24 protein-coding genes are annotated in these 23,260 nt (G+C 66.8%); 9 read left to right on the top strand and 15 right to left on the bottom strand.

The genetic code is table 11. The features are described 5' to 3' along the window. Positions 1–7: 7 nt before the first annotated feature. From ABXH26_RS10920 to ABXH26_RS10875, 10 genes are all read right to left on the bottom strand, one after another. Positions 8–595, bottom strand: coding sequence for a hypothetical protein (locus ABXH26_RS10920; protein WP_353567103.1), 588 nt, complete (start codon positions 593–595; stop codon positions 8–10). Continuing rightward, positions 564–1,067 (bottom strand): hypothetical protein, encoded by a 504-nt coding sequence (locus ABXH26_RS10915; protein WP_353567102.1) that lies wholly within the window; start codon positions 1,065–1,067, stop codon positions 564–566. Before ABXH26_RS10915 ends, ABXH26_RS10920 begins: the two co-directional genes overlap by 32 nt. Next, a complete protein-coding gene (locus tag ABXH26_RS10910) occupies positions 1,064–1,879 on the bottom strand; it encodes an archaeosortase/exosortase family protein (protein ID WP_353567101.1) in 816 nt (271 codons plus the stop codon). The genes ABXH26_RS10915 and ABXH26_RS10910 overlap by 4 nt, the downstream gene beginning before the upstream one ends. Beyond that, the gene (locus ABXH26_RS10905) at positions 1,854–3,767 is read right to left on the bottom strand and encodes a tetratricopeptide repeat protein (protein ID WP_353567100.1); all 1,914 of its coding nucleotides are present in this window, start codon (positions 3,765–3,767) and stop codon (positions 1,854–1,856) included. The genes ABXH26_RS10910 and ABXH26_RS10905 overlap by 26 nt, the downstream gene beginning before the upstream one ends. A gap of 7 nt (positions 3,768–3,774) precedes the next feature. Next, positions 3,775–4,692 (bottom strand): DUF4114 domain-containing protein, encoded by a 918-nt coding sequence (locus ABXH26_RS10900; protein WP_353567099.1) that lies wholly within the window; start codon positions 4,690–4,692, stop codon positions 3,775–3,777. A gap of 135 nt (positions 4,693–4,827) precedes the next feature. After that, a complete protein-coding gene (locus ABXH26_RS10895) occupies positions 4,828–5,673 on the bottom strand; it encodes a DUF4114 domain-containing protein (protein ID WP_353567098.1) in 846 nt (281 codons plus the stop codon). 138 nt (positions 5,674–5,811) lie between these two features. Continuing rightward, positions 5,812–7,788 carry an NPCBM/NEW2 domain-containing protein gene (locus tag ABXH26_RS10890; RefSeq protein WP_353567097.1) on the bottom strand — a complete coding sequence of 659 codons (1,977 nt, stop codon included), beginning with the start codon at positions 7,786–7,788 and terminating at the stop codon, positions 5,812–5,814. A 56-nt stretch (positions 7,789–7,844) separates the two neighbouring features. Further along, positions 7,845–8,321 carry a TspO/MBR family protein gene (locus ABXH26_RS10885; RefSeq protein ID WP_353567096.1) on the bottom strand — a complete coding sequence of 159 codons (477 nt, stop codon included), beginning with the start codon at positions 8,319–8,321 and terminating at the stop codon, positions 7,845–7,847. Positions 8,322–8,387: 66 nt separating this feature from the next. Next, entirely contained in the window at positions 8,388–9,308 is a 921-nt protein-coding gene (locus tag ABXH26_RS10880; protein ID WP_353567095.1) for a DUF72 domain-containing protein, read from the bottom strand. Beyond that, a complete protein-coding gene (locus tag ABXH26_RS10875) occupies positions 9,305–9,814 on the bottom strand; it encodes a hypothetical protein (protein ID WP_353567094.1) in 510 nt (169 codons plus the stop codon). Before ABXH26_RS10875 ends, ABXH26_RS10880 begins: the two co-directional genes overlap by 4 nt. 118 nt (positions 9,815–9,932) lie before the next feature. Here ABXH26_RS10875 and ABXH26_RS10870 point away from each other — a divergent pair, with 118 nt between their 5' ends. From ABXH26_RS10870 to ABXH26_RS10845, 6 genes are all read left to right on the top strand, one after another. Next, a complete protein-coding gene (locus tag ABXH26_RS10870; RefSeq protein ID WP_353567093.1) occupies positions 9,933–11,522 on the top strand; it encodes an SGNH/GDSL hydrolase family protein in 1,590 nt (529 codons plus the stop codon). 122 nt (positions 11,523–11,644) lie between these two features. Next, positions 11,645–11,860, top strand: coding sequence for a hypervirulence associated TUDOR domain-containing protein (locus tag ABXH26_RS10865; protein ID WP_353567092.1), 216 nt, complete (start codon positions 11,645–11,647; stop codon positions 11,858–11,860). Between the two features lie 187 nt (positions 11,861–12,047). After that, complete coding sequence (locus ABXH26_RS10860; protein WP_353567091.1) at positions 12,048–12,497, top strand: OsmC family peroxiredoxin; 450 nt, start codon at positions 12,048–12,050, stop codon at positions 12,495–12,497. A gap of 5 nt (positions 12,498–12,502) precedes the next feature. Next, complete coding sequence (locus ABXH26_RS10855) at positions 12,503–12,952, top strand: DUF5069 domain-containing protein (protein WP_353567090.1); 450 nt, start codon at positions 12,503–12,505, stop codon at positions 12,950–12,952. Between the two features lie 21 nt (positions 12,953–12,973). Beyond that, a complete protein-coding gene (locus ABXH26_RS10850; protein WP_353567089.1) occupies positions 12,974–13,336 on the top strand; it encodes a SpoIIAA family protein in 363 nt (120 codons plus the stop codon). Then, entirely contained in the window at positions 13,329–13,583 is a 255-nt protein-coding gene (locus ABXH26_RS10845; protein WP_353567088.1) for a PGPGW domain-containing protein, read from the top strand. Before ABXH26_RS10850 ends, ABXH26_RS10845 begins: the two co-directional genes overlap by 8 nt. Here ABXH26_RS10845 and ABXH26_RS10840 read toward each other — a convergent pair. The 4 genes from ABXH26_RS10840 to ABXH26_RS10825 are packed head-to-tail and all read right to left on the bottom strand — an operon-like array spanning position 13,580 to position 20,259. Further along, a complete protein-coding gene (locus ABXH26_RS10840) occupies positions 13,580–14,239 on the bottom strand; it encodes a TVP38/TMEM64 family protein (RefSeq protein ID WP_353567087.1) in 660 nt (219 codons plus the stop codon). The genes ABXH26_RS10845 and ABXH26_RS10840 overlap by 4 nt on opposite strands. Continuing rightward, the gene (locus tag ABXH26_RS10835) at positions 14,239–16,653 is read right to left on the bottom strand and encodes an endonuclease/exonuclease/phosphatase family protein (RefSeq protein WP_353567086.1); all 2,415 of its coding nucleotides are present in this window, start codon (positions 16,651–16,653) and stop codon (positions 14,239–14,241) included. Before ABXH26_RS10835 ends, ABXH26_RS10840 begins: the two co-directional genes overlap by 1 nt. Before the next feature lies 1 nt (position 16,654). After that, on the bottom strand, positions 16,655–17,929 hold the full coding sequence (locus ABXH26_RS10830) for a glycosyltransferase (protein ID WP_353567085.1): 1,275 nt from the start codon (positions 17,927–17,929) through the stop codon (positions 16,655–16,657). Then, on the bottom strand, positions 17,926–20,259 hold the full coding sequence (locus tag ABXH26_RS10825; protein WP_353567084.1) for a glycoside hydrolase family 15 protein: 2,334 nt from the start codon (positions 20,257–20,259) through the stop codon (positions 17,926–17,928). The genes ABXH26_RS10830 and ABXH26_RS10825 overlap by 4 nt, the downstream gene beginning before the upstream one ends. An 82-nt stretch (positions 20,260–20,341) precedes the next feature. Between ABXH26_RS10825 and ABXH26_RS10820 the strand changes: the two genes are divergently transcribed. The 3 genes from ABXH26_RS10820 (at position 20,342) to ABXH26_RS10810 (ending at position 22,220) form a co-directional block, all read left to right on the top strand. Further along, a complete protein-coding gene (locus tag ABXH26_RS10820) occupies positions 20,342–20,881 on the top strand; it encodes a hypothetical protein (protein WP_353567083.1) in 540 nt (179 codons plus the stop codon). A gap of 197 nt (positions 20,882–21,078) precedes the next feature. Then, on the top strand, positions 21,079–21,879 hold the full coding sequence (locus ABXH26_RS10815) for a glucose 1-dehydrogenase (protein WP_353567082.1): 801 nt from the start codon (positions 21,079–21,081) through the stop codon (positions 21,877–21,879). Positions 21,880–21,944: 65 nt separating this feature from the next. Next, positions 21,945–22,220, top strand: a complete 276-nt coding sequence (locus ABXH26_RS10810) for a hypothetical protein (RefSeq protein WP_353567081.1) — start codon at positions 21,945–21,947, stop codon at positions 22,218–22,220. Between the two features lie 57 nt (positions 22,221–22,277). Here the strand turns inward: ABXH26_RS10810 and ABXH26_RS10805 are convergent, their stop codons facing one another. Continuing rightward, positions 22,278–22,826 (bottom strand): hypothetical protein, encoded by a 549-nt coding sequence (locus ABXH26_RS10805; RefSeq protein WP_353567080.1) that lies wholly within the window; start codon positions 22,824–22,826, stop codon positions 22,278–22,280. Between the last annotated feature and the right edge of the window lie 434 nt (positions 22,827–23,260).

Here is a 23,260-nt window from a genome sequence, read left to right as displayed (position 1 = left end):
CCCTGCGTCACGGGATCCCCAGCAGCGGCAGCAGCCCGTGCACGGCGGGATCGAGGCCGATGCGGGGATCGAGCGGCTGGACCATCACCAGCACCGGCTCCTCGCCGCCGAGGCCGCGCAGCCAGCGGCGGGCGGTGGTGCGCGCCCAGTATTCGACCGGTGAGTCGAAGGCGCGCTTGCCATCGGAGTAGAAGAACAGCGCGTCGGCCTGGTCGCCCTCGCGCTCGAGGTGGACGTGGCGGGCCTGGCCGCCCGCGAGGTCGAGCGTGGACTCCTCGCCGATCTTCCAGCCCGCTCCGCGGAAACAGTAGCGCGGGTCGTGGACCGCCTGGCGGTTGCGGGTGCCATCGATCATGGTGATCGCGTAGCGCAGACCACGCCACTGGTAGATCGCCTTGTAGCCCTGCGCCTCGCCCAGCGTGTCCTTCTCGAAATCGCTCAGCTCCACCGGCTTCGACGAGAACGCCGGGCCGGCCGTCGGAAACCGCGCGATGCGCTCGCTGGCATCCGGCAGGTCGATGCTGCGGGCAACCAGGGCAAGAACGATGAGGCCGAGCAGCCCGCTAAACAGGATGAGACTCTTCTTTTGGCTCATGGCGAAGGGTGAGGTGGGTGAAAACAAGGAGGCCGCCCAACAGCGCGGCGCTGCCGACGAGGGTCCAGAGAGCGATCGAGGGGCCGGCCAGCGGGCGCAGCGCCCAGTACCAAAGCGGCATCCACGCGGCGCTGGTGGCGGCGAAGCCGAGCCGTGCCCCGAGCTTGGGCACCGGCAGGCACAGCAGCAGGGACAGCCCGCCGTAGATCAGGGCCTGCATTTCCCCGAGGATGCCGAGGAACAGCAGCGCGAAGGCGCCGAGAATCCACGCCCACGGCATCTTCGCCGGCCAGCGCCACAGACTGGCCACGGCTGGCAGCCACAGCAGAAACACCCAGCCGGAGCCGCGCATCGTGGGATCGTGCAGCCAGGCCATGAACAAGGGCCGGCACTGGGACGTGGCCGCGGCCAGCGCCGCCACCCACACGAGGAGGGGCGCGGCGCGGCCGGGCTGGGTCGGGGTGGGCCTCATGGGCGGCTTAGCGGAAAGCGTTTCGCCACCAGCGCGGCGAGCGCGAGGTAGCCGGCGAGCATGGCGACGATGACGACCATGGCGCCCCAGGTGTGGAAGGCACCGGCCGCGGAGGCGACCCCGTGGGCCAGGCCCCAGGCGGTGATCACGATGATGCGCAGCGTGTTGGCCGCCCAGGCGAGTGCGGGCAGCAGCGCGACCATGATCCAGAACGCCCGGCTGCGCGGAAAACGCAGGGCGGTGAGGGCGAGGCCGCCGCTCATCAGGACCTGCAGCAGCTTCATGCCGCCGCACGCGGCCTCCACCGAGATCGGCACGCCGCCGATCGTCAGCTCGGTGCCGTGGGCGATGACTTCGTAGCCCGTGGCCTCGAAAATCCGCGCGGTGAGGTTCGCCCCGCTGAGGCGGAACAGCCAGCCGAGCGTGTTGCCATCGGTCAGCACCCAGGGGAACGCGCCGGCCACCAGCAGCCACAGGCGGCCGGCGGGGATCGCGCTTTTCGGCAGGAAAAACACCACCGCCAGCCAGGCCCAGGCAAAGGCCATGACCGACATGCGGGAAGTGATGATGCCCAGCGCGAGCAGCACCGCGGCGGGCACCACGAGGCGCGGCCTCGGGCCCTCCGTGGCGGGATGCGCGGCGGCCAGCTTCCACGCGAGTGGAAGGATCGCCGCGACGACGAGCACATCCGGCGAGAGCTGCCACCAACTGCGGTCGAGCAGCCAGATCAGCGGAAAGATGGCGGCCAGCAGCCACCGCGCGGGCGTGCCGTGCGCCCACCTGCGCTCAGGAGTTGCCGCGATCGAGTTCATTCAGCCATTGGTGGAAGACCGGCTCGTTCGGGGCGATCCGGATGAGGTCCTGGAGAATCGTGCGCGCGCCAGCCTTGTCGGAGGCATCCATCGCGGCGCGGTAGCGGAACACGCAGCCCTCGACCGACTCGGTGCCGAGCGCGTCGTAGATCGCGCGGGCCTTGGCCTCGTCCTTGCGGGCGAGTGCGGCGCGGGCGGTCAGCTCGCGCCCGCCGACCGATTCCGCGAGGTCCTTGCGGCCGGCGATGCGGGTATCGAACTCGTCGAAGCGGCTGCGTTCGAGATCGGCCAGCGCGAGCAGGTAGCTGGCGCGGAAACCGACGCCGCCGGGTTCGTTCGCGACCGTTTCGAGCTGCTCGAGGCCTTCGTCGGTTTTTCCCGCGGAAAGCATCAGCTCGCCGGCGAGGCCGCGGACGGCCATGTCTTCGGGAAACGCGGCGGCGGCCTCGAGGCCGGCCTGCGGGCCGTGGAGGCGGGCGGTGGACTTGGTCCAGGCGAAAGGCAGCCAGTCGGCGATCGGCGGCAGATCTACGATGTCTGCCGTAGCCACCAGGCGGTCGGCCGCGCCGGTCCACCCGTTGGCCAGCAGCACGGCGGCGGGGGCGAGCTTCGAGGAAAGGAAGTCCTTCAGCGCTGCCGCCTCGGCCGGCCGGAGTTTCGCGAGCTCCTGCAGGAAGCGGTGGTTGAGCGGGCCGCGGGTGAGTTCGATCTTTTCCGGCCACTCGCCGTTCACGCGGAACTGGTAGAGCGCCTTCATCACCGCCAGCAGGTCGCGTGAAATGGAGTCGCTCTCCACGTTCAGGCCGTCGAGTTCGGCCAGCACCCGGGCGTCATCGCCGCCCTTCGCCGCCTGGAGGACGCGCAGCCAGTGGTAGGCCTCGTTCTTCGAAAGGATGGGCGGCACGTCGTCGCCGAGCAGGGCGGCGGGCAGGAAATCGGCGTCGGGCGTTTCCGCGGCATCGAGGGCCACGCCGGCCCACCAGTCGCCGGTCTTCGGCTCGAGCTTTTCGCCGCGCGGCACGGTGACGCGTTCCCAGAACCAGACGTTCCACCAGCTGCGGACGTCGCCGGTTTTCCCGGCGGTCTGGCGCCAGGTTTCGATGGCTTGGGGCAGGGCCGCGGTGCGCAGGTAGAAGCGGGCGAGTTGGTCGCCGTGGAAGGGATTGTCGGGCTCCAGCAGGAAGGCGGCGATGTACTCGCGGCGCGCCATCACGGCGTGGCCGAAGCGCTCGAGGTAACGGGCGGCGGTGGCGTGGAGGTCCACGGACTCCGGCAGCGCCTGGCGGGCGGCATCGAGCGCAGAAAGGATCTTCGCTTCGTCATCGCCGGACAAGAGGGCCAGGCGGAGTTGGCGGTTCACCTCGTCCTCGCCTTCGCCGGACCACGACTCGAGCGACTCGCGAGCCTCGCGGATGCGCTTGTCGACCAGCAGGTGGTCGGCCTCGAGCAGCTTCCAGCGGTCCGGGTGCTGCTGGCGCTCCGCCGGCCAGTGGTCGAGCACGGTGCCGGTGGCGTCCCAGCGGTCGCGGTGCAGCTGCATGCGCAGCCACCAGAGCGCGGCGGGCTCGACCTCCCGCAGGATGGCGGGGTAGCGGGCGACGAGGTTTTCGAGCTGGCCGAAGTGGCGGGACGCGGCGGCGGCTTCGGCCATGCGGTCCGGCCATGCGACCAGCTCGGAGAAGGCGAGGTCGGGCTGGAACTTCGACTGGAGAAGCTCCAGGGCTTCATCGGCGCGTCCGCTTTGCAGCAGGTCCCCCGCGCGTTCGAAAGCCTCGTTGCGCTCCGCCTGTGCGGAACGCTCGCTGGATTTCCGGTGGACGAACCATCCGGTGAACGCCACGCCGGCGAGGACGGCGACGATGAGGGAAATCCAGGCGAGTCGTTTCATACGGGGATCAGGCGGCGGTGGCGGAGCCAAGGGTGGGGTTGCGGCGGTAGAACCACCAGCCGGCACCAGCGAGGGCGGCCATCATGAGCCAGAAGGCGGGCTCGGGGTTGGCGAGGCGGGCGACGTTGGCGGCGCCGATGTCGATGGCGATGACGAGGTCGTTGAAGTCGAGGTCGCCGCCGTTGTACATGTCCTCGAAGCCCATCAACAGGTAGGGGCTGCCCTCGAGGGCGAAGGCGACCACGTGCTGGATGAGGTCGGGGTTCGAGCTACTATCGGCCCCGTAGATGTTGCCGCCGTAGTTGGCGCCGTCGGCGATGAGGAAGAAGTCGATCAGCGTCGCGGAGCCGATCGTGCCGAGATCGACGAAGTCGCCGGGGACGAGCGGGGTGTCGTTGTTGCGGAGGGACTTCGACGTCAGTTTATGGAGGTTGCTGGAGTAGACGTTGTCCGACGAGGCGTCCGGGAAGATGAGCTGGGCCTCCGAGGTGTCGTGGCTGGTGATGTTCTCGGTGGTGTAGCCGAGGGTGTTGCGGTAGCCGGCACCTTCGCTGAGGAAGTAAACGCGGACGGTCGACTCCTGGCCGAGCGTCAGGGCCTGGGGATCGAGCGCCACCGCGGACACGTCGGTGAGGGCCTTTGACTCGCTGAGGTTCGTGTTGACGAACTTGAGCAGGTTCGGGAGGTCGTTCAGTTGGAACGAGGCGGAGGTTTCATCGGAGCCGGCGGCCATGACCGGGCCGACGGGACTCAGCCCGAACGGGCGGGCGGGGTCTTGATAGCTGGCCTGGGTCTGGGCTTCGGCGGCCGGCACGGTCGCGGCAAGGACGGCGAGCCAGGCGGCGCGGAGGCGACGGCTGCGGTGGCAGGCCGGAGTGGTTCCCAGGGCGAGCTGCGCGTGGTCAGGTTGGGTGGCGGATTTCATCGGATGCAGGGGGAGGTAGGGTGGGTGATGGTTGGCCGGCGGGCTGAGGCCCCGCGGCGATCGGTGCGAACTCTGCCCAAGTGGACGGAGAGAAACCATACCGCCTTCGCGCGACCCCCAATTGGAGGGAGTCGATCAGGCCCGGCGGGAAGCCGTCGATCCCGGGCGGCGGTGAAACCACCAGCCGGCTCCGGCCAGCGCGCCCATCATGAGCCACGTCGCGGGTTCCGGATTGGCGAGGTGGGCGACCTTGGCAGCACCGATGTCGACCGCGATGACGAGGTCGTTGAAGTCGAGATCGCCGCCGCCGTAGACGTCCTCGAAGCCGATCAGGAGAAAGGGACTGTCCTCCAGGGCGAAGGCCACGATGTGGGAAAGCAGGTCCGGATTGGCACTGGCATCAGTGCCATAGATTTGCGTCCCACCGTTTGCGCCGTCGGCGATCAGGAAGAAGTCGAGCACGGACGAGGTGCTGACTTTTCCGAGATCGACGAAGTCGCCCGGGACCAGCGGAGCGGCGTTGTCGCGGAGGGCGTTGGAGTTCGAGAGGCGGCTGAGATTGGTGTAGTAGGTGTTTTCCGAGGAGGCGTCCGGAAAGATCAGCTGGGTCGTTGTTTCCCCGGTGGAAAGATCGGCCGCGGTGAAGCCGAGGGTGTTCGAGTAACCGGCGCCGTCGCTCACGAAGTAGACGCGCACGCTGGCATCCTGGCTGAGGGTGATCGATTGCGGATCCAGCGACACCGCGGAAATGTCCGCCAGGGCCTGGGACTCGCCGAGATTGGTGTTCACGAACTGGAGCAGCACCGGCAGCGTCTCGAGCTGGAACGAAGCCGCGGCGGCGTCGGAGCCTGCGGCCGAAACCTTGGCCACGGGGGAAAGACCCAGCGGCCGCGCGGGATCCTGGTAGATCGATTTGTTTTTCGAGGCGGCCGAAACGGTGCCTGCCGTGACGAGCAGCAGGGACGCGAGGGTACGGGGCATGAGCGGATTCATGGTGCGGACAGGCAGGTAAGGAAGCCGCGGCCGAAGCAAGCCGGCCGCGCTGGGGGTAGGGAAATGATGCACGTTTTGGTCCCCCATCCCCATCCCGCGATGGCGGAACCGTCGGATGGAGAGGGCTCAGCTCTTGCCGGGCCACAGGCGCAGCAAGGCCACGCCGTGGCGCGGCAGACGGGCGGCGACTCCCGCGGAGGCCGGGGCACCATCCTTCTGGCGCCAGAGGTCGCGGATCCGCGCCGGGCGGTCGAGGCCGAGCTCTTCCCAGGTGGCGGTGACCTGCTGCTCCACGCTGTGGAGATTGAGAAGGGCGACGACGGTCGAGCCGTCCTGCATCGGTTTTTTCAGCACCCACGACAGCAGGTCCTGACGCACCGGTTCGGCCGCGGCACCGAGGGCGTCCTGGTTCACCGCGATGACCTCGGCATTGGTCAGCAGGTTGGTGGTGAACTCGTCGAGGTGGGTGATGCTGCCACTGAAGATCATCGGCACCGGCAGGATGGCCCACAGGGTGACGCAGCTGTACTGTTCGCTCGGAGTCAGCGGTACGGGGATGAGCGGGATCTCGACGTTCTTGTCGTGGAAGCCGTCGATGTAGGCCTGTTCGCGGCCGATGGACCCGACCATCAGGAAATCGGGGTCGTTCCAGCCGCCCGGGCCGGTGAACCGGCGGTGCTCCAGGCATACGCCGGCGTGGCGGGTGACGTTGGCGAAGCTGAAGTTGATGTTGATATCACCGGTGGTGCGCCACAGCTCGCCGCCGGCCTGTTTTCCCCACTCCCACACGTTGTCCATGCCATACTGGCACATGTAGAGGAGGATGTCGCGGTCTTGGTCGTTGAGGCACTGGTCCATCACCTCGTAAGGCTGGCTGAAGCGTTCGCGGCCCTCGCCGGTGGCGACGTCGCCATAACTGCACCAGTCGTATTTCAGCAGGTCGAAACCCATGTCGGCATAGAATTTCGCGTCGGTCCGCTCGTGCTCCCAGCTGCCGAGATACTGGCCGCAGGTCCACGGCCCGGGGGAGCTGTAGAGCCCGGCGCGCAGGCCGAGCGAGTGAATCCGGGCGGCCATTTCCCCGAGGTCGCGGAAGCGCTCGTTGAGCACCGGCGTGCCGTTCTCGTGGCGGTAAGGCTCGTCGCCCTTGCGCTGGGTGAAGGCGTCATCGAGGCAGACGTAGGAGAAGCCGACGTCGGCCATGCCGCTGTCGATCATCGCCTGCGCGGCGGCCTCCATCTTGTCCTGTGAGATGTCGGTGTAGTTGGTGGCCCAGTCGTTCCAGCCGAGCGGCGGCGTGAGGGCCAGGGTGTCGCCGACCTTCAAGGTGAAGGCGAAGCGGTCCTGACCGGCGCCGTTTTCCGCGTGGAAGGTGAGGGGATAGTCGCCGGCCTCGGCCGGCGCGCGACCCGTGAGGATGCCGGTGGCGGTGTCGAGCCGCAGCGTGTCCGGCAGGCCCTCGACGCGGAATTGCATCGGCCGTGTGCCTTGCGCGGGGATGCGGTAGAGAAACGGCTTGCCCGGCCGCACGCCGAACACGGTGGCGCCGTTGATGCGCGGGGCGGGGCCGGGCTTGGGCGTCAGCAGGTAGGGCTTTTCCTCCGGCACCTCGGCGGCTGCAGGCTTGGTGCCCATGTATTCGATCGCCACCTCGGCCCAGTCGGCGTGGTCGTAGGTGTTGCCGTCGCCGGCGTCGTCGATCATCAGGAAAAGGTCGTCCACTCCGGTGAGGTCGACCTCGAAAGGCCTGGCCGCGTCGCCCCCTCGAAGCACGCCGGAATCGAAGGCGCTGCGGCTGCCGGCGAGGATGCGGAAGCGGACGCTGCCGCGGTGGCCGACCTCGTCATCGACGCCGACGAAGCCCGTGATCCTGCTGGCGCGGCCGTGGACCTTGACGTGGTAGACGCTCGTCGCGTGCGATCCAACACCGGACTCGAAGCGGCGACCGCCGATGGTCAGGGCGTTGCCATCGACGGAGCGGTTGGCCTGCGGCTGGCCCCAGCCGGTGGACATCGAGGCGAGGTCAAGCTCGCCGAGCTGGACCGAGGCGGCGTGGCAGGAGGCCGCCGCGGCGAGGGCGGCGGTGAGAAAGCGGAAAACCATTCCCCCTGTAGCCCGGAGGCGGGGGAAAACTTTCGACCCGGAGGGGGGAAATCGTGTCAGCCGTTGAGGACCAGAATGCCGGCATTCAAGTAGGCGGCGTAGCCCGTCCACGCCAGATAGGGCAGCAGCAGCCACGCGGCCTTCTTTTCCAGCGGGTGAAAGGCGAGCACCGTGATGAAGACAGCCATGAACAGCGCGGCGACGATCACCAGCCCGATCTCGGTGCGGCGCATGCCGAAGAAGACCGGCGACCAGACGAGGTTCAGCAGCAGCTGGACCACGAACATGGCCATGGCCTGCCATTTCTTCATGCCCGCCGGGGCGCGCTCCCAGACCAGCCCGAAGGCCGCCCCCATGGCGGCGTAGAGCGCGATCCACACCGGCCCGAAGACCCAGTCCGGCGGCGTCCCGGGCGGATGGATGAGCCGGTCGTACCATCCTTCGATGGTTCTCACGGTGGAGAAACCGCTCCACGCCCCGAGAAGTTCGCAGACGATGATGCTGAGGATGATCTTCGCCTTGAGTCCAAGCATGCGATACCATCGCCGGAATTTCCGGTTCGTCCAACTCGCCCGCGTGGGCGGAATCCGCGCGGCCCGTCACACACCGGGCAGGTCGTCCGGGGAAACCTCCGGAGCTCGGAGCCCGAGGCGGGAGGCGAGTGACATCGCATCAAAGGGCGCATGCACCTTGATGTCATTGTCGAAGTAAACGTAGACGTCCCGGCCCGATTTTCGCGGCGGCAGGCGGGGGGCGACGCACTTCGAGCCCCGGGGAGTCGAGCCGCGGGTCCAGCTGCGGATTTTCGCCTCCCAGCCTTCCAGGGCCTCACTGGTGTAGCCGCTGGCGTAGAGCTCCTCGTCGCCATGCAGCCGCAGATAGAGAAAAGGGGCGGTGATGTCCTCGAGGAAAGGCCACTTGCCTGCGGTGTCGGCGATCACCAGAGCGACCTCGTGGAAACGCAGTAGTTCGATGAACTCCTCGTTCTCGAAGGACTCGTGGCGGATCTCCAGCGCGTGGCGCAGCGGCATGTCGGCCGCCGGCGTGAGAACGCTGCGGCCGGTCAGCTTGTCGTCGTGGCGGCGGGCGAGCCGCGAGGCTTCCCCGGTATCGCGCGGGAGCTGCCCGAGGAACTCGTCGAGCACCCCGCGATCGTAGCGGAAGCTCGGCGGCAGCTGCCAAAGGAAGGGACCGAGCTTGGTTCCCAGCGCGAGCACTCCTGAAGCGAAGAAGTTGGCCAGGGGCGTGGCGACGTCCTTGAGCCGCTTGATGTGGGTGATGAAACGCCCGCCCTTGATGGAGAACACGAAGTCGTCCGGAGTTTCCTCCCTCCATTTTCGGAAACTTTCCGGCCGTTGGAGCGAATAGAAGGTGCCGTTGATTTCGATGGTGTTCACCTGCCGTGAGGCGAAATGAAGCTCGTCCTTGTGGCGCAGGTCTTCGGGATAAAACCCTCCGCGCCAGGGGGGGTAAGTCCAGCCGGAGATGCCGATCCGGCAGCGGCGGGCGACGCGGTTCATGGCTCGGTCCAGGCTCTGATCAAGGGTCCGTCGGCCCCGTGGACGGGATCGTTCTCCGGCAGCGGGACCTGCAGGATCCGCTCGCGGGCGGCCTCCAGGTCCCCCTCGCCCGAGCGGACGAGGTCGGGCGAGTCACCCTGCGGGTACGCGCCGACCACCTGGAAGTCCGGCGAGGCCTCAAGGCACTTGTGGCCGGTGCCGGCGGGCAGCACGATCACGTCACCGCGCGTCACCTCGAAGCGCTCGCCCCGTTTGCCACCGAGTTGCAGCGTGGCGTTTCCCGCGAACACGCCAAGCACCTCGTGATCGGTGGTGTGGAAGTGGTGGAAGGGATACACGCCCCACCTCCAGGTCCCGGTCCAACCGTGGCGGGTGAAGGTTTGCTCCAGCCAGCCGGCCGGATCGGATCGATCGCCCAGGTCGTCGAGATGTTGGATGACGACCGGCAGCTGGGGATGGTTGGGCGTTTCGCCGTCGTCGCTGAAATGGCGGAGGACCGGTGGCATGCCATACCCTCCGGTGGATCGCCATGGGTGCCAGCGGGAAAATTCCGCGCGTAATTCCGAGACATTGCGGCTTCAGGCCGGGCGGGCTTTTCGCTAGGCTCGGACGTTTGTTGTTTCGATGAAAATCCCCCGACTTTTCCTCGCCACTTCCCTCTTGTCGCTCATCCCCATCGCTGGAGCCCGGACGGTGGAGATCGATGGCAAGCTGCTCAACCTGACCGATGCCAGCGGCGACTTTCCGACCGGCGCGGCCTTCCACGTGAGCTTCGAACTCGACGACTCCGTTCCCGACGGACTCAACGCGGAATACGAGGGTCGCTATGCCGACTGCGTTTCCTCGGTGACCTTCAGTGTGCCATCGACGTCTTACACGCTGAACGCCACCGCCGGCACGCACACACTTTTCATCCGTACCGACCAGCCGCTCAATGAACCGTCGGTGGAGGTCGCCCTGGACCTCACCGCCGCCGGTTCGTCCGAAACCTACGTGCTGGAGCTGGAGTGGCTGCAGAAGCCCGGCATGCCCCCGGCGACCGACGACCTGACGCAGGATCTCGGAACCGGATCGTTCCGCCTGATCAGCGCCAAGTTCGGGGTCAAGCGCACCGTCCCCGGTGGCGGGCCGACCTATACCGATATCCTCGGCTTCGGCTGGGCGCGCGCCGAGGGTGTGGCACCCGGCCCCACTCCGCCGCCGGTGCGGAGGGGCGGCTACGCCCATCCGGTGGTGTTCGGCGACAGTCTTTCCGCCACGGAAAACCCGGGCGCCGACCCCGACAAGTATTTCAATGGAGGAGTCACCAACGGTCCGGTGTGGGTCGAATATCTGTCATGGCTGCTGCACATGGATTACGATCCGAAGCTGAACTTCTCGGCCTTCGGCGGGATCGTGATGCCGTCCTACCCGGAAATCGCGGACTACGCTTACGACCGCTCGCTCGGGATCTACTGGTCCCAGTCGGCCGTGTTTTCGGCGGTGGTCGTGATCCTCTTCGCGGGCGAGGACGAGGGCTTCTTCAACGCCCTGGGCGTCGCCGCGCAGGAGGAGATCGTCCGCATGGCCGAGCTGGCCTACACGCTGGGCCTGCGCGATTACCTGATGCTCAGCACGGCCGATGTCACGATCGCTCCCTTTGTGAAACAGCTGCTTCCCCCAGCTTCCCTGGCGGCCTTGCAGCAGTTGGTGCTCGACCTTGAACCGGACCTGGATGCCTACCGGCAGAACTGGTTCGGCGGGCTTTTTCCCGGCATGCGGACATCGCTGGTGGATCCCAACGACTACCTCTCCGAGCTGAGCGCCAACCCCGCGGGCTTCGGCTTCACGGATCTCGACAGCTATCATCTCGACACCGGCCCCACGCCCTACCGCGACTACTTCGGAAACCCCGGCTCGACTTATCTTTTCTGGGATGAAATCGCACCGACCACCAAGGTCCACGCCCATCTGGCCGGTCGGGTTTTCGATGATGTCTTCGCAGGCGGTTCGCCGCAGCGCTTCCGCAGCCAGCTGGTCGGACTCGATGGTTCGCAGGCGTGGGTGTTCGCCGCGGAACCGCCGACCGGAGTGCCGATCCAGGTGAAACAGGACTCCGGCCTCGGCTTCGGACCGGCCCCGGTCAGGACCTTCAGCACTCAGGATCCCTGCCTTTTCCTGATCCTCGACCGGCCGTCCGCGACCCAAGGGTTCTACCGCCTCGAGTCCCCCTGAGCGGGCGTGCAAGTTGAGCGGCCGAGCTTGCAAGCCGTCATCCTTTCCGGTTCCCGGGCATCGCGGATGGCGGGGATTCCGGCAAAAAGACGGATGGCACATGAGGTGCGGTGCAGGCGGGCATGAAATCCTACGCCACGAACTCGAAGGTCAGTTGGAACTGGGGGAACGGCAGCGCCGAAGGAAAGGTCCGCGAAGTCTTTCACAAAAAGGTCACCCGCACCCTTAAGGGCGAGGAAATCACCCGCAAGGGCAGCGGTGACAACCCCGCCTATCTTATCGAGCAGGACGACGGCGACCGAGTCCTCAAGCTCCACTCGGAACTGACGAAGTCATGAGCGCGGCGGCATCCGATGGCCGGCTGCTTGGGATTGGCGTTGGCTCCGGGGCTGGATCGTCCACGACGAGGGCGAGGCCTCGAAATAAGACCCAACGAAGTCTCCCCTTTTCATCAAGCACATCGGTCCTAGGGTGGACCCTCGGGCGGCTGTTTTCCGCCCGCCAAACGAATATCTCGAATAGCCTATGAAAACCATCACTCGAAAAGCGGAAGCCGACTGGAAGGGGAATCTTGAACAGGGTCATGGACTCGTCACCACCGACAGCCAGGTGCTGGTGAAGCAGGAATTTTCCTTCAGCAAGCGCACCAGTCAGGGCGACCACGTGCACACCAATCCGGAGGAGTTGATCGCCGCCGGGCTCGCTTCCTGTTTCAGCATGGCCCTGAGCGCCACGCTGGGGAAACACGACATGATCGCCGAGCAACTGGTGGTCACGGCCGGGGTGACCCTGAGCCTGACCGACGACGGACCGGTGGTCGACACCCTCCAGCTCGACGTGGCGGGCATGGTCGAGGGGCACAGCGAGGAGGAATTCCGCAAGGCGGTCGAGGAAACCCAGCAGGGTTGCCCCATCTACAAGCTGCTCGAGCCCGGCTTCAAGAACATCGAGGTGAACGTGACACTCAACAACTGATCGCCGTGAACGACTCACTCAAATTGCTGGCCCGCGACCTCACGAAAGACTTCCCCCGCAGCCCTCGGGAAACGCTGGGCGGCTACGTGCTGGCCTGCCGGACCCTCGACAAGTGCCGCGCCGTGTGCGCCGGGACCGAGGGCGAATACCATTACAATTGCCCGCTGGACCAGATGTTCCTCGAGTTCAGCGGGATCGATGCCGACGCTTTCCGCAAGCAGGTCGAGACCGGAGCCACCGACGACGAGATGGACGCCTGGGTACGGGACAATGCGAAGCAAAAGGAGCCGATCGAAGTCATCAAGTGGAACAATCATTTGCGCTATCTCCGGATCAGCGAGATGGACGACGGGCTGCAGGAATTCCTCGAAGGCTACATCGAGGAATGCGTGCCGAAACATCGGCCGGTCTATGTCTGGTTCGACGTCTACGATCTGGAAGAGGGCCGACTTTGAAATCCGAACCCCCGAACGAAGATGCACCAAATCCTACCTGAAACCCGCGACGACGTCGTTGCCCTGCGGCTCAGCGGCAAGCTGGATGCCACCGACTACGAGTCGATCATCCCCACCCTCGAAAGTCACATCGAGCACCACGGCAAGATCCGGGTGTTCTGGGAAATGATCGACTGCGACGGCTGGACGATCGAGGGCTTCGGCAAGGACGTCGGCTTCGATGTCCGCCACGCCAACGACCTGTCGAAGATCGCCATCGTGGGCGACAAGAAGTGGGAGAAGTGGATGAGCGGCCTGATGAAGCCCTTCACCAGTGCCGAGATCCGCTATTTCCCCATCTCAGACCGGCTGTCCGCGCTGACCTGGATCCAGTCCCATGAATGACGGTCCGCCGCAGGATGCGAAGCCGCCCGACGCCGGCACCCGCACCGCCATGACCCAGGTCCGGCGGGTGGCGGTGTCCGTGGCGGGCGGCCTCGTCCTGCTGGTCGGCGTGGCGCTGATTTTTCTGCCCGGACCGGCACTGATCGTCATCCCGGCCGGCCTCGCAATCCTGGCGCTGGAGTTCGACTGGTCGCGCCGCTGGCTGGACAAGCTGCCGGCTCTGAAGAAGCGGATGAAAAACCGTTAGGCCTTCGGAGCACGGGCCACCCGGCGCTGGAAGCGGTTGACCGCCCAGCGCAGGCCGAGGGTCAGCAGGAACGCCCCGGCCAGCACGGCCACGATCCATACGGGCTTGATGCTTGAGGCGGCGGCACCGGTGGCCACGGGGATCAGGCTGAACACGGCATAGATCGGCGCGCCGACCCACAGGTAGACGCGGAAGGGAATGTCGGCGAGGGCCGAGAGGTAGAGCTTGAAGGCATACGGCGGCCCCGAGACCGCGGCGAACAGTCCGGTGTAAAGCACCTGCCGCTCCTTCCTGATCGGCGGAATCGAGCGGCCGCGGCTCTCCAGCCAAGCGCGCAGGCGGCGGCGGAAAATGCCGTGGGTCAGCTTGTAGGCCGCCACGTTGTGGAAAAAAATGCAGGCGGTGGAGATCAGCATGCCGTTGACCACGCCGAAGCGCATCCCGGCAAGTACGAGGAAGATCGTAATGGGCACGCCGAGCAGCGGCAGGACCAGGAAGGCGAGGATGAGCACGGGGATCGGCAGCGTGTTGCCGAAGTCGATCCACCGATCGGCATCCAACCGATCGCGGAACGCCCACAACAGAGCGGCCGCGGCGATCAGGATGACCAACGCGGTGGCGGCTTTTCCGGGATGTTGTTTGAGAAATCGGAGCATCAGGCCTTGTCGGTGGGCGGGGTGAGTTCGACCAGCAGCGGCAGATGGTCGGACGCCCGCACGGTCATCGGGCTGTCCGGGACCAGCACCTCGCGGACCCTGAAATGGGGGCTCAGGAACACGTGGTCGAGCCCAACCAGCGGTTTCATCGAGGGAAAGGTCGATCGCGGACGCTGCCCGGCGAACTGTGCCTGCGCCTCGGCCAGCGATCCGGCGAGGCGCTGCCACACCACCGACCGGCGGCCGGAATTGAAATCACCGCCGAGGATCACCGGCTCGTCGGCCGGGATGCCGCCCAGCCACTCCGGCCCGAGCAGGATCTCCGCCTGGCGTTTCCGCTCGTCGCGGCCGAGGCCGAAATGGGTGACCACGAAGTGGATCGGCTGCGGAAAATCCGGCACCCGCACCTTGATCCAGATCGCCCCGCGGGCTTCGCGCCAAGGGCGTTTCGAGGGCGGGGTGAGCAGGCCTTTTTTCACTAGCTCGAAGGGGTGGCGCGACAGGATGGCGATGCCGTAGCGCTCGTCGTGCTCCTCGAGCATCGAGTGGAAGACGTGCTCCATGTCGAGCCGGCGGGCGATCTCGTGCGCTTGGTCGAGTCCGCCGCTGCGCGGCCGGTGGACGTCGATTTCCTGTAGCCCGATCAGGTCGGGCGCCAGGCTGTTGATGATGCGCGCGATGCGGTCGGGCCGCACGCGGCCATCGAGGCCCACGCAGCTATGCACATTGTAGGTGGCGACCCGCAGCGTCGCTGGAGCGCTCGCTTCGCCGGTCCTCATGGTGCCGGCGAGCACCGGATCCTCGTCGAGAAAATGTCGGACGATGCGGTGCAGCGTCGCGCCGCGGATCGGGCGATCGTTTTCCGGATCCCGCTCGTGGTGCCAGCGGTCGATGCGCTCGGGCAGCAGCACGAAGCCGCGCGTTTCCTGGTAGCCCGGGCCGGCGTGGGCGCCGTTTTCCAGCGGAAAGGTCAGGGGTTTTCCCGTGGGCGACCAGGCGCTGAGGATGAAGTCGCCGGCATCCGGATGACCGGCGAGCGCGACGAGGTCCTCCGCCACTTCGCTGGCAAAGCGATGGTGCGGCCCGACCACTTCCTCGAAGTCCCGCGGCAGCACCCACCCGCCGCGGGCATTGAAGGCGGCGGCCTCGCCCCCGCGGGCGGGCAGCAGCACCAGCGGGATGCCGGCCTTTGCGACCAACTCGCGCGCATACCGGCGGATCGCCGTTTCATCGAGTGGGTGCGGCAGGTAGAGGTGCCCCAATGGACCCATGGCGGTGAGCACGATCTGGTCGGCGTCGGCCTTCTGGGTGGCCGGCGTTTCGAGCTTCAACAGGCTCAGCCAGCGCCCGAGCGTGCCACCGAGTGGCGCGGCGGTGCGGCTCGACCATAACGCGTGCCCGGCCGCCGGGCCGGAGGCGAAGACCTCGGCGATCGCCTCTTCCACCGGCCGCTGGAAACGCCGCTCGTACGGCTCGGTCTCTTCCTGGCCGTGGTCGGAGTAAACGATCATCTCGTATTCGCGATACGGCGAGCGCACGGCGGCGCGCTGGATGTCACGGATCGCGCGGTCGATGCCCTTGAGCGTCCAGTGCGCGAACATCGAGGTCGGCCCGCGGCGGTGCGCCTGCTCGTCGTAGCCGAGAAAGTTGGCGTGGATCACGCGCACGCCGCGTTCGAGGTCGAGCAAGGCACGGAAGCGGATGGCCTCCCGCACCAGGATGCAGATGGTGATCCGCGCGGGCACGAACGACAGCTCCTTCCAGAAATCCCGTTTTTCGTAGAGTCCCTTCACCAGGTCGAACAAGGCGAAGCCGACCTCCAGCAGCGCCAGTCCCAGCATGCGGATGAGGCGCACGATGTGGGCGAGGCACAGGATGACGGTCTTCAGCGGATGCAGCCGCTGGATGAGGGTGTCCACCGACAAGTCCTGCGCGCAGTAGCGGGACTCGGTGGCGCCCGCGAGGTAGATGTTCGAGTACGAGTGCGCGCCCCGGAGCAGCGGCTCGGGCGACTCCGCGGCGATCTTTTCCTCCATGATCCGCGACGACTCGGCCTCGTACATCTTGAAGATTTGGCGCGTCTCGCGGTGGAGAAACTGGAAGGCGGGCACCGCGGTGCGGCGGTGGTAGAACAGCTCGGCTTGGACCGCGGGCGTGGTCGAGGGAATGCCGGAGTAGAAGTCCTCGGCCTTGAAGTGGCCCTTGCGGATCATCCGGGAAAGGAAGGGCAGCTTGCGGCTTCGGAGCGCGTGATCGAACTGTTCGCGCGAAAGGCCGTCGAGCTGGATCAGGATCAGCCCGCCCTGCTCGCTGTCGCCGGGCGGCGGCGTGACACCGAGGAAGCGGGCGGCGAGATGCGTGCGGCTCAGCTTGCGGCGGAGCCAGCGCAGGCGGACATGGACGCGGCTGATCATGTCAGGTCTCCGGAACCAGCGGGGAAACGGCGGCGGCCGCCGCGGCGGCGAGCTTGGCGGACATCAGGTCCCACTCCGCCTCGGCCCCGTCGAGCAGGCGCTGGAACACGCCGAGATCCTCCGATCTACGATGTTCATAGTCGGCGATCGCGCGGCCGTAGCAGGCCAGCATTTCCTCGACGCAGGCCTCGGTGCCGAAGTCCTCGGCGCGTGCCAAGGCCGCCTCACGCCAGGCGGTCGGGAGGCCGGGATCGTCGAGGAAATCGGTGACCGCCAGCGCGAGTTCGGAGCTGCCGGCAGCGGCGTCGAGCAGGCGACCGTTTTTGCCATCGACCACGATGTCGCGCACGCCCGGTCCATCGAGCGCGACCACCGGCAGGCCGGCGGCCATGGCCTCGGCGAGGACCATGCCCTGGGTCTCCGACTGCGAGCTGAACGCGAACAGGTCCATCGCCGCGTAGGCATCGAACAAATCCTGGCCCGATTGGCCGCCGACCACGAACACCCGCTCGCCGAGCGCGTCGCGCAGGGTCGTTTCCACGGCCTCGCGCGCGTCGCCATCACCGACCAGCAGGAACACGGCGTCGTCGCGCTGACGCAGCGCGTCGATCACCGCCTCGGCGAGAAAGGGGAGGTTCTTTTCGTTGGCCAGGCGTCCGACGTGACCCACCACCTTGGCGTCGGCGGGGATGCCGTGTTTTTCGCGACCGCGAGCCCGATCGCCGGAGGCGAAGTCGTCAAGGCAGATGCCGGTGGGGATGACCTCGACGGGCGTCTCGACCCCGCGGCTGACCAGCAGCTCCCGGACGCTGCCGCTGGGCGCGATGATGCGGTCGCAGAGGTTGCAGTATTCGGTATCGAGCTGGATGGCGGCGCGCCGCAGGGCGGGGGAGTCGAGCGGCAGGTAGTGGGTGTATTGCTCGTAGAGTGTGTGGTGGGTGAAAACCAGCGGCACGCGCATTTTCCAGGCCTCACGCAACGCGGCATCGCCGAGCAGGAACGGGTGGTGGCTGTGGATGAGGTCGGGGCAGAAGTCATCAATGAAGTCCCGCACCAGGTTCGGCAGCGGGATGCGGACGCAGAAGCCGCTGCCGTTGAAATCCTGGATCGCGGGCACCCGCAGGACGTGGCCGGCGGGCGCGGCGCCATCGAACTCGGGCGCGACCACGGCCACCTCGTGGCCACGGGTGCGGCATTCGTTTTCCAACGTCTGCACCGAGCGGGCGACCCCGCCGATGAAGGGCGCGTAGGTGTTGGTGAAAAGAGCGAGGTTCATGCGGGGGTGAGCTCGATGGGGTCGGTCCCGGCCACGAGGTCGAGTGGCTGGAATCCGGGAACGCGGACCTGTAGCGCAGGCGGCTCGTCGCGCCAGGCGCCCTCGATCCGCAGCTTTCCGTCGGCGAGCCGGACCGTGATCTTTCCCCACGGCGTCGAGGTCGGGCCGAACTCCAGCGGCGCTTCGTTTTCCAGCCACTCCGGCAGCAGCCCGGCGCCGATGACCAGCGCCTCGTCCTCCTCCCGCACGAAGCAGTTGCGCATCATCATGATCCACTCGGCGGCGGCCCAACCATGCTGGCCATCGCCCATGCAGCCGCCGAGCGTGTTCGGGTGGATCGCCTCGGGCCACTGGCCGGTCGGGCTGGCCAGATCGGCGACGGTGCGCACCAGCTCCGCGAAGCGCGGATCTCCGGCGCGGAGCAGCGTCTGGGCGAGATCGAGCGTGAGGTAGGCATTGATGCCGGAGTGGATCATGTCCTGAAAAAACCCGCCGCGGTGGAACGAGCGCTCGAGCAGGAACTCGAGCGTGCGCATGATTTTCGGATCGCCGGGCGGGTGAAGCCGCAGGGGATAGTCGGCGACCATCGAGCCGACCGCACCCGCGTCCATGCGGCGCCCCGGCGCGGCCGGAATGCCGCCGAGCGAGCGGCTGTCGGGGATGGTGGCGATGCTGTCGCGGAGGTCGGCCTCGAACTCGTCGGCCAGCTCCGCGGCCTCGTCGGCGGCCTCCGTTTCACCGCTGCGGCGCCACTCGGCGGCCATCGCGCGGAGCCCGCCGAGGGCCCAGAAGTCGTCCCAGTAATAAAAGTCGTTCGGCCCCAGGTGCTCGGCGCTGAAACCGGCCGGCAGCAGGCCGGCGGTGCCGCGCGTGGCGGTGGCGGGCAGACGTTTCTGACGCAGCCAGTCGACCGCCTTGCGCAGCGCGCGATTCAGATCGGCCGGCACGCGGCGTCCGCTGAAGCGTTGGAACAGCGCCGAGATCCACAGCACCTGACCGTTGGAGTCCCACTCGCCCTCCTGGGAGGAAAAGTAGCCGCCGAGCGTTTGGCGCGATGGGAAGCCGGACAGGATCCGCTCGGCGCGGTCGTCCAGACCGATCGCCAGCAGCGGCTGGAGCATCAGGCAGGCGTCGCGGAACCAGAAACGGCGGTAGGTGTAGGGGCCGGGAAAATAGTCGTCGGCCGAAAGCATCAGCAACGTGCGCACGGCGGCATCGTAGAGAAACCGCATGCGCTCGTCGGGGATGCGGAGGCGCGCGGTCGGGGCCAGCGCGCGTTCCCAGCGGGTGGCGATCGGCGCGGCCGGTGGCGGGCTGGCTTTTCCCGGGGGAAGGTCGACGCGCAGATCGACGGAAGTCGGCTGGCCGGGCTCGATCCGGAACAGGGCGGCGAGGGTGGCGAGGCCGACCTCGCAGTCGATCCCGGTGCCGCGCGCCTCGCGCTTGAGGTGGAGGGAAACGTCGCCCTCCTCGTAGCGCGCCATGCGGATGGCGTCGGGTTCGCGGTCAAAGGCAAGCGTCGCCTCGTCGTTCACCCGGACCCGGCGACGGTCAGGCTGAACGGCGATTTCATGGACGAACTGGATGCCTTCCGGGTTGTAGGGGCGGATGGCGACCGCCAGCCAGCCGGGCATCTCGGCCGCGGCCGCGGCGGTGAGCTTGAGTTCGGGAAGGCCGTCCCCGGCATCGACCAGACGTGCGGTCTGGGAAAGACGTAGCCCGCCGCGTTGGCAGTGGGTGTGGACGGCCAGGTCGGGATCGAGCTGAAGCTGTTGCTGGACTTGATCCTCGGAAAGCTTGCTCGGCAGGAGCCGCGGGCCCTCATCGGGAAGGATCCAGAAATCGATCGACCACCCGTCGTAAAGCGGGGTGACCAGTCCCCGGGGATCGACCAGAGGGTAGAGGGGAAGGTCCGGAGTGCCGAGCGCGGTCCAGTTGCGGTGGGTGAGGTTGATGTGGCTGAAGGAAAAGGCCCGGGGGACGAAGGACGGATCCGAAGGATTGAACTGGCGCTCGACCCAGAACGGCCAGACCCAGTCGAGGTTGTGCTGGATTGCCTTGGCATTCACCAGGCCGCGGGCATGAAAGACCATCCCGGCGCGCAGCAGCTCGATGGGCTCGGCCACTTCTGAAGGCTGGGCGAAGCTGCGCAGGCGCGCCATCAAGGTGAGGGGATCGAGCATGCCATACCGGCGGGCGGCATATTTCAAAAGGAGGCGCCAGGGGAGAAAACGTAGCATCTTGGAGATCGGGTTCGAGCCATCGGGCATCTCGACATGCCGGCTCCGGATCAGGTCTTCCGAGCAGGCGATGCACCACCCGCCGGGCATTGAATTTCAGGCGCTGGATCCGGTGTCGTCGCCTTGCCGGGCTGACAATTGCATGGTTCGTGCGCGGTTTCGTGCCATATGCATGAATCAACCAGATAGATCGAGAGGATTTGCGTTTTTCGGAATCGAAGTGAAGCGTGGTGGCAACCCCATCGTAAAAAAGATGAACCGAACCACCGCCTCCATGACTGCCGATCCCTTCCGCCGCGGCGAGGGATATCTCTATTTCGTCGGACTGCTCCAGATCGGAGCCGGACTGCTGAGCTTGGTCTTCTCCGGCCTGGGTTGGTGGAGGGTGACCGCGATCGGTGCGGCGGGCCTGGCCAACCCGGTCGATGTGGTTGAGAGGTTTTCCGGCCAGGGAGCCTTTTCCAGTCTGGTGGCGGGTTTTGTGACGTTTCAGATGATGTATGGATGGATCTTCGGCCTGCTTTTGGTGGTATCCGGGGTCCTGTCCCTGAAATGTCGGGCGAAGGGGTTCGTGCGCGCCAGCTCGGTGGCGAACTTCTTCAATTACCCCCATGGCACCACCGCGGCGCTGATGACATGGCACGGGGTCGGCCGACCCGGCATTGCTGCGGCCTTTCGTGACGCGGAAGCGGGCAGAAAGCATGGTGGATGAAGGCAGATCGCCCGGTCGCGCGCTGGGGCTTCACGACCGTCCGCCTCCAGCCTTGAGATGGCGGGGGAAAATTCCGCGCCGCGGGTGGTGCCCCGTCTGCGAGGCGGCCGATCATGGTCAACTCATCCACTTCCGCGCCGACCCCCTCCGCTCCGCCTCGCCAGACTCAATCGCACCAACCGGGGCGACGTGAATCGATGCGGCCGCGGCCGGTCTCGGAGAATGCCGAGATCCAGGGGTCCGGCCGCCTGGCAGGCAAACGTGCCCTGATCACCGGCGGCGATTCCGGCATCGGGCGGGCGATCGCGCTGGCCTTTGCCCGGGAAGGGGCGGATGTGATGATCGTTTATCTGGAAGAAGATGCCGATGCCGAGCAAACCTGCCGCGAGGTGCGGGAAAAGGGCCGCAAGGCAGTGAGTCACCGGTGCGACGTGCGCTCGCAGGATGCCTGCCGCAAGGCGGTGGAGACGGCGGTGGAGGAACTCGGCGGGCTGGACATCGTGGTCAACAACGCCGCGGAACAGCATCGGGCGGACTCGATTCTCGACATCAGCGAGGAGCAGCTGGAGGGGACCTTCCGGACCAACGTGTTCCCGCTCTTTTATCTGACCAGCGCCGCGCTGCCACATCTGGAGAAGGAACCCGGCTCCTCGATCATCAGCACCACTTCGGTCACGGCCTACCGCGGCAGCGCCGGTCTCGTCGACTACTCGGCGACCAAGGGAGCGATCGTCAGCTTCACGCGCTCGCTTTCCGCGCAGCTGGCACCGAAGGGGATCCGGGTCAACGCGGTGGCCCCCGGCCCGGTCTGGACGCCGCTCATCCCGGCCACCTTCCCGGCGGAAAAGGTCGAGAGCTTCGGCACCTCCACGCCCCTCGGCCGGGCGGGGCAGCCTTGGGAATGCGCGGAGTGCTATGTATTCCTCGCCAGCTCCTCGGCCAACTACGTGACCGGCCAGGTGATCCATCCGAACGGCGGGGAGATCATCAACGGATGATGAAGGCGCGCCTTCGTTGGAACAGGTTCTGCGAGACCCTGTGCCGAACCTAAATCCACGAAATCATGATGCCATTGGATCCCCATTCTTCCGTCCCGTCCGGCGACACCAGCGCCAAGCTTCCCGAACCCGGCGAGGACCGCTTGGTCGAGGAGCTTGTCGAAGGCGGCGTCAATTCCGCTGAAAACGACCTGCGTGAAACGGTCGAGAGCGAGGAGGAAGACCGCGCCAAGGATTCTCCTCACGCCGAGGAAAATCTGGACGACATCGAACATCCGCCCGCCACTCCGCCCCAACGGCCGGCCGAACTGGACGCCATGGAGCGCCGCGAGGGGCCTTGACCGACCGGGTTCGCCCCACCCGGTGAAACAGCTCGAGGATGCGCTGATCCCACAGGGTCAGCGTTTCCTTCGCGAGCGATCAACCAAGGCGTTCAGTCCGATCAGCGTTGAAAATCCCAGCGTGCCCAAGGTGGCGTGAAACCAGAGCGTCCGGCGGACGTCGAGGGTGCCGCCGACCAAGGCGCGGGCGGCCATTTCATGGGGGTTGCGGTCGGCGCGGGTTTCCTCATCGAGCGGAAAGCCGCGTGAGTCCTGCATCACCAGCAGCACCAGGGCGAGCGCTGCGAGCAGGCCGGAACGCAGGGCACCGCCGTCCGGCGCACCGTAGATCATCCCTCCGAAGGCCAACAGGAGGGCCAGGATCGTGGCAGCCAAGGCGCCGGCGACCAGCAGCGCGCGGGGCGGACGGTCGGGATCGAGCTGGCGCTCGATCTGATGACGCGATCCGATTTCGAAGTCCGCCGAGCGCTTGTAGCTGCCGGTGATGGTCTGGAAACCGGTCTGCGTGAGCACCGGACGGCCGCTGCAGCGGAGATCGAGCCAAGGCAGGAAGAACAGGCCGAGGGCACAAAGGGCGGACAAGGCATTGAGCTTCGGCAGGAACACGAGGCCATTCCAGCGGATCGACGAATCGCCCGCAAGTCAAGGGACGGCGGATTTCCCCTCGTTTTGGCGCCTGAAAGTCACCGGGCGCGACGGGAACAGGTCATCCGGAACTTCGCTTCCAGCTCCTCAATCCGGCGGCGAGGCGGGATTTCTCCGCGGGATCCGTAACTTCCTTCAAGTCGGCCCCAAGACGCTCGCTCCGCTTTCTCCATTCGATTTCCGGTGGCAGGCAGCCGTGGCTTTTGAGCACGGACAGGCTGGCCCTGCATTCGGCGGGTGCGGCGAAGCAGGCGCCGAGGTCCAGAGGGGTCCCCGGCAGCTTCGGAAGCAAATCGCCCGCGGCGGTGGCCTCGTCGATTTTACTTTGTCCCCGTTGAGAGAAGTCGGCCACGGCGGCGGTAACTAACAGCGTTGGCGGGGAGAGGTCGATCCGC

The sequence above is a fragment of the Haloferula sargassicola genome (assembly GCF_040362925.1).
Lineage (GTDB): Bacteria > Verrucomicrobiota > Verrucomicrobiia > Verrucomicrobiales > Akkermansiaceae > Haloferula > Haloferula sargassicola.
The sequence above is the reverse complement of the archived record's forward strand: the minus strand, read 5'-3'. Positions and strand labels throughout refer to the sequence as shown.